Source organism: Sphingobacterium sp. UBA1897 (assembly GCF_002337775.1).
Taxonomy (GTDB): domain Bacteria; phylum Bacteroidota; class Bacteroidia; order Sphingobacteriales; family Sphingobacteriaceae; genus Sphingobacterium; species Sphingobacterium siyangense.
On record NZ_DDGR01000018.1, the window covers coordinates 213,522 to 220,387 of the forward strand.

7 protein-coding genes are annotated in these 6,866 nt (G+C 39.2%); 3 read left to right on the forward strand and 4 right to left on the reverse strand.

Going from position 1 to position 6,866, the window contains the following annotated elements; all coding sequences use genetic code 11:
- The 3 genes from B4N43_RS09230 to B4N43_RS09240 all read right to left on the reverse strand — a co-directional run.
- A partial coding sequence (locus tag B4N43_RS09230) for a hypothetical protein (RefSeq protein WP_286734291.1) occupies positions 1-826 on the reverse strand: 826 nt, incomplete at its 3' end.
- A 119-nt stretch (positions 827-945) separates the two neighbouring features.
- Positions 946-1,671 (reverse strand): YebC/PmpR family DNA-binding transcriptional regulator, encoded by a 726-nt coding sequence (locus B4N43_RS09235; protein WP_075994546.1) that lies wholly within the window; start codon positions 1,669-1,671, stop codon positions 946-948.
- A gap of 2 nt (positions 1,672-1,673) precedes the next feature.
- Positions 1,674-2,621, reverse strand: a complete 948-nt coding sequence (locus B4N43_RS09240) for an NAD-dependent epimerase/dehydratase family protein (RefSeq protein WP_145330317.1) — start codon at positions 2,619-2,621, stop codon at positions 1,674-1,676.
- Positions 2,622-3,197: 576 nt separating this feature from the next.
- Here B4N43_RS09240 and B4N43_RS09245 point away from each other — a divergent pair.
- Positions 3,198-4,187 carry an aspartate-semialdehyde dehydrogenase gene (locus B4N43_RS09245; RefSeq protein WP_088163260.1) on the forward strand — a complete coding sequence of 330 codons (990 nt, stop codon included), beginning with the start codon at positions 3,198-3,200 and terminating at the stop codon, positions 4,185-4,187.
- A 123-nt stretch (positions 4,188-4,310) separates the two neighbouring features.
- On the opposite strand, the gene def is transcribed toward B4N43_RS09245, so the two are convergent.
- Positions 4,311-5,537, reverse strand: coding sequence for a peptide deformylase (gene def / locus B4N43_RS09250; RefSeq protein ID WP_286734296.1), 1,227 nt, complete (start codon positions 5,535-5,537; stop codon positions 4,311-4,313).
- Between the two features lie 335 nt (positions 5,538-5,872).
- On the opposite strand from def, the gene ruvX reads away from it, so the two are divergent.
- Both ruvX and ybeY read left to right on the forward strand, forming a co-directional pair.
- Complete coding sequence (gene ruvX / locus B4N43_RS09255; RefSeq protein ID WP_046671589.1) at positions 5,873-6,286, forward strand: Holliday junction resolvase RuvX; 414 nt, start codon at positions 5,873-5,875, stop codon at positions 6,284-6,286.
- Between the two features lie 48 nt (positions 6,287-6,334).
- The gene (gene ybeY, locus B4N43_RS09260; protein ID WP_286734299.1) at positions 6,335-6,763 is read left to right on the forward strand and encodes an rRNA maturation RNase YbeY; all 429 of its coding nucleotides are present in this window, start codon (positions 6,335-6,337) and stop codon (positions 6,761-6,763) included.
- Positions 6,764-6,866 lie beyond the last annotated feature (103 nt).

Sequence of the window (6,866 nt, forward strand, 5' to 3'; positions counted from 1 at the left end):
CCTGTTCAGAAGTTTCCGTTTTGGTTACGCCAGCTTTGAACCTCGGTTTGAAGCCTGTGGGTTTACTGACAGCTGGTTCCTGTGTTTCTGTGCTGTTGTTTTCAGGTTCGGTCTTTACGCTGTTATCTAGCTTAATTTCGTCTTTCGTATCGGGCAGCTGTGTCTGTTCAGAAGTTTCCTTTTTGGTTACTCCAGCTTTGAACCTTGGTTTGAAGCCCGTCGGTTTTGGAGCAGAGTTTGTTGTCTCGTCGGTCTTTTCGTCGGATGCAGATGTGCTTGCGGCCACATCAGGAGCTTTGGTTACACCAGCTTTGAACCTCGGTTTGAAGCCCGTCGGTTTTGGAGCGGCTGTTGTTGCTTCGTCGGTTTTTTCTTCGGATACAGATGTGCTTGCGGCCACATCAGGAGCTTTGGTTACACCAGCTTTGAACCTTGGTTTGAATCCTGTGGGTATTGAATCAGGAGTGGATTCCGCTAAATCAGTTATTTCCTTTTTGGATGTTGCCTTGACTTCATCTTCTACGGCTGTAGGAGGTGCCTTGAATCGCGGTTTAAAGCCTGCTGGTTTTGCCGTATGAATACTGGAGGTCTCGGATGCTGTATCAGCGATAATCTGCTTTACAATAGGTTTTGCAATAACAGTTTCCTCCTCTGCTAGATGGAAGCTTTTTCGGAGCTTGTTGAACCAAAACTTTTTGCTGTGGTCAAAACTCTTTTCTCCCATAGCAGAATAATGTGCTTTGAACTCTTCAAATAAAGGTCCATCTGCAGCTTGTAAAGCTTTTAAATCAATTTTCTTTTTTATGAAAAATTCTTCAAAAGTCATCCTGTTATGAGTTTAATATAGTCTATTACAAATGTAGTAATTTTTCTGACGCAGCTGGGAGGCCTAAAATAAAAAAGAGCGACTAGCGCTCTTTTTTATTGTTTTATAGGTTCAATAGCTTAAGCCATGTTATGGTAAACTGCTTGAACATCGTCATCTTCTTCGATTTTATCGATCATCTTCAAGACATCAGCAGCTTGTTCTTCCGTGATATCTGAATGCGATAAAGCAATACGTTCCAATTTCGCAGATGTTACTTCAATTCCCTTTTCTTCGAGTAATTTTTGCATATTACCAAAGTCTTCGAAGGAAGTTTGAACGACAGCAATATCATTGCCTTCTTCATCAGCTTCTACGTACAATTCTTCTAAGCCTCCATCGATCAACTCTAATTCAAGCTCTTCTAGGTCCAGTTCGTCTGTTGCAGCAAAACGGAAAATGGATTTACGATTGAAAATAAAATCCAATGATCCTGTTTTCCCCAATGAACCACCTGCTTTTGTAAAATAGCTACGGATGTTTCCTACGGTGCGGTTGGTATTATCTGTTGCAGTTTCAATTAAAACAGGTACACCATGCGGGCCATAGCCTTCGTATACATACTCTTCGTAACCTTTTGAATCTTTTTCTGAAGCACGTTTGATTGCGGCTTCGATACGATCCTTGGGCATATTTACTGCCTTGGCATTGTGTATTGCTGTACGAAGTCTCGAGTTAGTTTCAGGGTGAGGGCCGCTTTCTTTAACCGCCATGGCGATTTCTTTACCTAAACGTGTAAATTGAACGGCCATTTTGGCCCAGCGTTTGAATTTCCGCTCTTTTCTGAATTCGAAAGCTCTTCCCATTGTTATATTTTGTTTTTAAGATTTTCAATCATGTCGACTGTCATCTTCTGGATGTCAAATTCCGGCGTCCAGTTCCAGTCTTTTCTTGCATAAGAATCATCTAGACTAGCAGGCCATGAATCGGCAATCTGTTGTCTTGGATCGTTCTCGATGTAAGAGATTGCAAAATTAGGAAGAATTTTTTTAATTTCTTGTGCAAGTTCTTTTGGAGTAAATGTAATACCACCAAGGTTATAACTGTGGCGAATGCTTAAGCTTTCTTTCGGTGCATCCATTAATTCGAGTGTACCACGGATGGCATCCTCCATATATAACATGGGTAATGCTGTGTTTTCAGATAAGAAACAGGCGTATGTCCCGGTTTTCAATGCTTCATAAAAAATATCGACTGCATAATCTGTCGTTCCACCTCCTGGTTCAGTTTTCCAGGAAATGATACCCGGATAACGGACACTACGAATATCCAGGCCACGGTGTTCTTGATACCATTCAATAAGACGCTCACCTGCAAGCTTGCTGATGCCATAAATCGTGTTGGGATCCATTACGCAATATTGTTCGGTATTTGTTTTCGGAGAGTGTGGCCCAAAAACAGCAATAGAGCTTGGCCAGAATATCTTGGAGACTTTATAGTTCACGGCTAGATCAAGAACATTCAATAAACCATTCATATTCAATTCCCAAGCCTTTTCAGGGTATTTCTCGCCTGTAGCCGAAAGCATGGCAGCTAGTAGATATACTTGAGTAGGTTTATATTGTTGAAATAATGTCTCGAGTCCATTTTTGTCAAGAACATTAGCGATTTCGAAATTCTCGTCAGGGCTTTTAATCTGCGGTTCTCTAATGTCAGTGGTTACAACATTCTCTGCACCAAATTTTTTGCGCAAGGCAATAGCTAATTCTGTGCCGATCTGGCCATTTGCACCAATGATAATAATGCTTTCTTTCATTTGTAAGTTTTATTTTATGAAGCTCCCGCTTTCACTATATTGAGGATCTATACTCAAGAATATAAATGAATCGCTTCGCTCGTTTCTTCCTATCGATATAATAGGATCTAGCCTGACATAATTTACGTTTCATCATGTAATGAAAAATGAAATTTCAACCATGGCGGTTTATGATGCAAATATAAAGGCTTTTCAGTATCTATCAACTTTGTGGCCTTTTAGGAAGTAGGGAAAAAATGCTAATTTTTAGACTCTTGGGACTGTTTTTATGAGATTTTAAACTGTTTCAATCGTTTGTTCTTTTTTTTTGAATAAGCAGCGAAAATTTTTATTTTTTTTGAATTGCTTTAATCCTGATTTTTAGCAATAGTTATGAGATGCACGGATTCCTTTTTTAGCAATTATGGAGGAAAAATTCTTAATGTTGTGATATTTTTAGCAGAGGGAGTAATATTTTGTTATTTTAATAGTGGAATTAGGGAATATTTTTTAAATTTGAAGAATTCATTCTTCGAGAATCAACTAAAAACAAAATCAAATAACAATTTTATATACACAATTTAAACACAGACAAAAATGAAAGTGGCAGTAGTCGGCGCAACAGGCCTTGTAGGTACTGAGATGCTAACCGTGTTGGCGGCGCGAAATTTCCCAGTAACAGAATTAATTCCAGTAGCTTCAGAGCGTAGTAAGGGTAAGGAAATTGAATTCAAGGGAAAGAAGTATAAGGTGGTTACACCATCTGAGGCTATTGCTTTGAAACCTGATGTTGCGTTATTTTCTGCGGGTGGTGATACCTCGAAAGAATTCGCCCCTAAATTTGCTGAAGCTGGAATTACAGTGATTGACAATTCTTCGGCATGGCGTATGGACCCAACGAAAAAGTTGGTTGTTCCAGAAGTAAATGGCGATGTGTTATCTGCTGAAGACAAAATTATTGCAAACCCGAATTGTTCAACCATACAAATGGTGGTGGCTTTAAAGCCATTACATGATAAATATAAAATCAAACGTGTTGTAGTTTCTACTTACCAATCTGTAACAGGTACTGGTGTTAAGGCCGTTAACCAGTTAATGGATGAGCGTGCCGGAAAAGATGGTGAAAAAGCTTATCCTTATCAGATTGATTTAAACGTTATTCCGCATATTGATGTTTTCCAAGAAAATGGATACACGAAAGAGGAAATGAAGATGATTTTGGAAACAAATAAAATCATGCGTGATGACTCTATTAAAGTAACTGCAACGACAGTGCGTATTCCGGTTATGGGAGGACACTCTGAATCATTGAATATCGAATTTGAAAATGACTTTGATTTGAATGATGTACGTGCAGCTTTAGCGGCGCAAAGTGGCTGTATTGTTGTTGATGACCCTGCGTCACTACAATATCCAATGCCAAAGGATGCGCACGGCAGAGATGAGGTTTTTGTAGGACGTATCCGTCGTGATGAATCTCAACCAAATACCCTTAACATGTGGGTAGTAGCAGATAACTTACGTAAAGGCGCTGCAACAAATGCAGTTCAGGTAGCGGAGTTATTGGCCGAAAAAGGATTGATCTAACTCAAGTAGATTCCATAATAAATATTGAGCCCCCACGAATTCGTTCATGGGGGCTCTTTTTGTCCTATCATCAAACCACAATTTATATACTTATGATTTGGCCCTTGATACAGGGGCTAGAAACTATGGCGTCAACGTTGTGGGTTGGATAGAAAACTCAATCTTGTCATTCAACGGCGCATAGGCTTCTTTGCTTTGCTCTTCCAGTCGATCTGGAAATAGAATGCCGAAAAGATGATCCGTTTCGTGCTGAAAAATAACAGCAGTAAAACCCTCGATATTTTCTTCGATAACTTTACCTTCTTTATTGATGTATTGTAGGCGGATAGCATAACTCCGTAATACGTCCTCTTTACGATTAGGGATAGAAAGACAGCCTTCGGCACCTTTGCGTTTCAGTTTGGAGCGCCATAGAATTTTAGGATTTACATAAAATTCAAATGGTTGATCTGGTTTGTCAAATCGCTGTACCCAGATTAGATTTTTATTTATACCGATTTGTGGCGCTGCAATGCCTACACCGGGGTGATTGGGATCACGTACAGTCGCGAACATTCTTTTGGAAAGAGACTCAATCAATGGGTCGTTGTATTTGACATCACTGCTTGTAGTTTTTAAAACTTTCAGATCTTTATCGTCTGTTGTTTGCAATACGCGAAGAATTGCATTTTCATCTCCTGATAAAATGATTTTCTTGTCGGCAGCACTGAACTCCTGTCCTGCGTTAAGGTTGACTGGTCTTTCATTCTTTGACTTATGAAATGCTTTTTCTCCGGCCATAATTTTTGTTTCTAAATTGTTCTCAACTGGTGGGACTGGGCAACGGTAGCCATTGCTATAAGCGCAATAGGGATTATAGGCTTTGTTAAAGTCTATCTCAACATTGTTTCCTTTAATGTCGTCTGTTGATAAATCAATATACCGGCCCCCACTATAGCTTTCCTGACCATTTGTTAAATCTAAAAATGGTAAAAATAAATGGTTTTTGTATGCTGGATTTTGAAATAATGCGACACTTTGGTAGACATTTAACGTATGTTGCTTTCCATGAAGAGTAAAGGTAATGATGGCGTAACGTTTGTACTCGTTGCTTGTGCCATCGTAGGTTGGCATCCGAAATACCGGTTCGTCAAACAAAACTTCAATTTTGCTGTTGACTTTATAGCCCGCATCTACGGGAAAGTAATCCAAAAACGCTACTTGATCTGATTTCAATGGACCATATTGTTCTTTCGCCAATTCAGAGGCTTTTTTTTCACGAAGAGCAGTAATTTGTTGCTCATATTTACTTTGAGCATGCGTATTTAAGCATAAGGCCAAAAGGAAACTGGCAATAAGTGTTTTTTTCATTTGTTTAAATATTTATTCTTCCGATTTCGTACAGCCAAATGCTGCATCGCCTTTGGTGTTGCCTTGATCAATGTGCCTATAGGGCAATTCTATTGGCCCGCTATGATCAGATCGAATTCGGTGATCTATTGCCTCAAAAAGCAAGTTGGCTTGTCGTTGTTAAATAGTCTATCAAAGTTATAGTTTTTTTGGTTAAAAGATCAAAATTAAAAGATCAAAATTAAAAGATCAAAAACGAAAAGAGGATGTATTAGAAAGCGGGGTCCAATTGAAATATTAAATCTTCCTGTGTAATACTCAGGACTACTTTGTATTTTTGTGAAAAATATATATCCATGAGATTGATGGCCTTTGATTACGGTACAAAACGAATAGGGGTTGCGGTGACCGATCCAATGCAAATTATTGCTACAGCATTGACGACAGTACATCCGCAGGATATCTGGACATACTTAGCTGATTATTTACAGACAGAACAGGTGGAAACCTTTGTTGTAGGCAAGCCACGGCAGCTTGATGGGACAGACTCTGAATCCGCACAGCATGTTGTCGGTTTTATTCGGAAACTGAAGAAGACTTATCCCGCAATTGCTGTCGCCGAAATAGATGAGCGTTTTACTTCTAAAATGGCTTCTGCAGCGATTGCACAAAGTGGGAAAAAAAAGAAGGACCGTCAGCAAAAAGGACTGATTGATACCGTGTCTGCAACTATCATTTTGCAAAGCTACATGGATAGCCGTAATTTTTAGATACACATCGACTGATAAGTCAAACAAAAATGAATAAAAAATAGAAGGATGAAGAGCATATTATTTTTTACCGAGGATACGGATTTCAAATTAAAAGAAAAAGGAAAGATTCGTCAATGGATTGCTGATGCCATCAAATCCGAAGGATTTAAACGTGTGGGCGAATTGAGCTTTATCCTTTGCTCGGATGCTTACTTACTAGAAATCAATAAGCAGTATTTAAATCACGATACCTATACTGATATAGTTACCTTTGATTCGTCCGAATATGATGACACCATCGCTGGCGATATTTTTATCAGCGTGGAACGTATTCAGGAGAATGCTGAGAAATTTAAGGTTGATGCGCGTGACGAGCTTCATCGGGTTATTATTCATGGTGTAATGCACCTGTGTGGCTATCCGGATAAAAAGCCGGCGGATAAAGCCAAGATGACCGCCAAGGAAGATGAGTATCTAGGTAAAAGAAACTTTTAACATACTCCATTTTACGCTTATAAGGCCAACAGTTCGGTGAACCGGTTGAGGGTTCTATTTTACTCGAGAGTGAGAAGGAGGTACATAAAAAAAGCGCTTTACA

What these genes read in the sequence shown, in the direction of transcription:
- B4N43_RS09235 (WP_075994546.1), bottom strand. Translation starts at nt 1,671, where the DNA reads ATGGGAAGAGCTTTCGAATTCAGAAAAGAGCGGAAATTCAAACGCTGG.
- B4N43_RS09240 (WP_145330317.1), bottom strand. Translation starts at nt 2,621, where the DNA reads ATGAAAGAAAGCATTATTATCATTGGTGCAAATGGCCAGATCGGCACA.
- B4N43_RS09245 (WP_088163260.1), top strand. Translation starts at nt 3,198, where the DNA reads ATGAAAGTGGCAGTAGTCGGCGCAACAGGCCTTGTAGGTACTGAGATG.
- def (WP_286734296.1), bottom strand. Translation starts at nt 5,537, where the DNA reads ATGAAAAAAACACTTATTGCCAGTTTCCTTTTGGCCTTATGCTTAAAT.
- ruvX (WP_046671589.1), top strand. Translation starts at nt 5,873, where the DNA reads ATGAGATTGATGGCCTTTGATTACGGTACAAAACGAATAGGGGTTGCG.
- ybeY (WP_286734299.1), top strand. Translation starts at nt 6,335, where the DNA reads ATGAAGAGCATATTATTTTTTACCGAGGATACGGATTTCAAATTAAAA.